This is a genomic window from Stenotrophomonas maltophilia group sp. Smal17, from assembly GCF_030237045.1.
Classification (GTDB): Bacteria; Pseudomonadota; Gammaproteobacteria; order Xanthomonadales; family Xanthomonadaceae; genus Stenotrophomonas; species Stenotrophomonas forensis.
This window is the reverse complement of sequence record NZ_JASJSU010000158.1, coordinates 1,337-3,615: the sequence shown is the minus strand read 5'-3', so window position 1 is coordinate 3,615 and position 2,279 is coordinate 1,337. Positions and strand designations below refer to the sequence as shown.

Below are 2,279 nucleotides of genomic sequence, written 5' to 3'. Positions count from 1 at the left end.
AGGCCCATGAGTGCCGGCCAGCGGCCGGCACTACCGCAAACCCCGCCCCGGCGGGGTTTGCTGTTTCTGGCGGCTGCCCGCACGCAGCCATGACCGATGGCCTTGGCAGCCTCGGTCGCACGGGCCTAACATCGGTTTTTTGCCGTCCTGCGGAGACCCCGATGAAACTGCGTCATGCCCTGCTGCCACTGAGCCTGCTGGCCGCCCTGCCCAGCGTTGCCGCTGCCCGTGGCCTGGAAGTCCGCGACATGGTGGCCATGGACCGCGTCTCCGCACCGGTACTGACCGCTGACGGCGGCACCGTGGTGTTCGCCAAGCGCAGCGTGGACGCCAACCTGAAGGCCTCCACCGCGCTGTTCGCACGCAACCTGCTCACCCGTGATGCGGCACCGCCGAAGCAGATCACCCCGGCCGGCTGGAACGTCAATTCCGCTTCACTGTCGGCCGATGGCCAGACCGTGTACTTCCTCAGTGCCCGGAACGGCAGCCAGCAGCTGTACGCACAGCCGATCAGCGGTGGCACCCCGCGCCAGCTGACCGACTTCGCGGTCGACGTGGACAGCTACCACGTGTCGCCGCAGGACGACCGCGTGCTGTTCAGCGCCGGCGTGTTCCAGGCCTGTGCCTCGGACCTGGCCTGCACCGATAAGAAGCTCAAGGACAACAAGGACGCCAAGGCCAGCGGCAAGGTCTTCGATTCGCTGTTCGTGCGCCATTGGGATACCTGGAATGACGGCCGCCGCAACACCCTGTTCGTGGCGCCGCTGCCGGCGGCCAAGGCCGGTCCGGTCAAGGGTGCGTCGGCGCTGAGCGCGACCATCGATGGCGATGCACCGTCCAAGCCGTTCGGCGGCAATGATGACTTCGCGTGGTCGCCGGATGGCGCCAGCGTGGTGGCCAGCATCCGCGTGGCTGGCAAGCAGGAGCCGTGGTCGACCAACTTCGACCTGTACCGCTTCGACGCCGCCGGCAAGCAGGCACCGGTCAACCTGACCGCGTCCAACCCGGCCTGGGATGCCGGCCCGGTGTTCAGCGCCGACGGCAAGACCCTGTTCTACCGCGCGATGAAGCGCCCGGGCTTCGAGGCCGACCGCTTCGGCCTGATGGCGATGGACCTGGCCAGCGGCAAGACCCGCGAGATCGCCCCGCAGTGGGATCGCTCGGCCGGTGGCATCGCCCTGTCCGCCGATGGCGCCAGCATCTACACCACCGCCGATGACCTCGGCGAGCACCCGCTGTTCCAGATCGACGTGGCCAGCGGCAAGGCCACCAAGCTGATCGGCGACGGCAGCGTGACCGCGGTCGACGTGGCCGGCAACAGCGTGGCGATCACCCGCAACAGCCTGAAGAGCAACGACCAGGTGCTGGTCGGCCTGCTGCCGGCCGCTGGCCAGCCGATCGGCGAGCTGCGCGCGCTGACCCCGGCCGCTGGCGAGGTGCTGAAGGACGTGTCCTTCGGCGACTACGAGCAGTTCGAGTTCAAGGGCTGGAACAACGACACCGTGCACGGCTACGTGGTCAAGCCGCACAACTACCAGGAAGGCAAGTCCTACCCGGTCGCGTTCCTGATCCACGGCGGCCCGCAGGGCAGCTTCGGCAACGGCTGGAGCTACCGCTGGAACCCGCAGACGTACGCGGGCCAGGGCTACGCGGTGGTGATGATCGACTTCCACGGTTCCACCGGTTACGGCCAGGCCTTCACCGATGCGATCAGCCAGCACTGGGGCGACCGCCCGCTGGAAGACCTGCAGAAGGGCTGGGACGCGGCGCTGAAGAAGTATTCCTTCCTCAACGGTGACAAGGCCTGTGCACTGGGCGCCAGCTACGGTGGCTTCATGGTCAACTGGATCGCCGGCAACTGGAACGGCCCGTTCAAGTGCCTGGTCAACCATGACGGCGTGTTCGACCAGCGCATGATGGGTTACGCCACCGAAGAACTGTGGTTCACCGAGTGGGAGCAGGGCGGTACGCCGTACCAGAAGGCCGCGAACTACGAGAAGTTCAACCCGGTCAACCACGTGGCGGACTGGAAGAAGCCGATCCTGGTCATCCACGGCCAGCAGGACTTCCGCATTCCGGTCGAGCAGGGCCTGGCCGCGTTCACCGCCGCCCAGCGCCAGGGCATCGAATCGAAGTTCCTGTACTTCCCGGACGAGAATCACTGGGTGCTGAAGCCGAACAACAGCATCCTGTGGCATGACACCGTCAATGCCTGGCTGAAGCAGCACATCGGCGAGTAAGCCGGTCCAGGGCCGCCCCCCCGTGCGGCGCTGTTGTTT

The 2,279-nt window shown here is 66.8% G+C and carries 1 protein-coding gene; it reads left to right on the top strand.

Annotated elements, in window-relative coordinates; all coding sequences use genetic code 11:
• Window positions 1-161: 161 nt before the first annotated feature.
• Window positions 162-2,240, top strand: coding sequence for a S9 family peptidase (locus QRO93_RS21205; protein WP_053510207.1), 2,079 nt, complete (start codon window positions 162-164; stop codon window positions 2,238-2,240).
• Window positions 2,241-2,279: the final 39 nt, after the last annotated feature.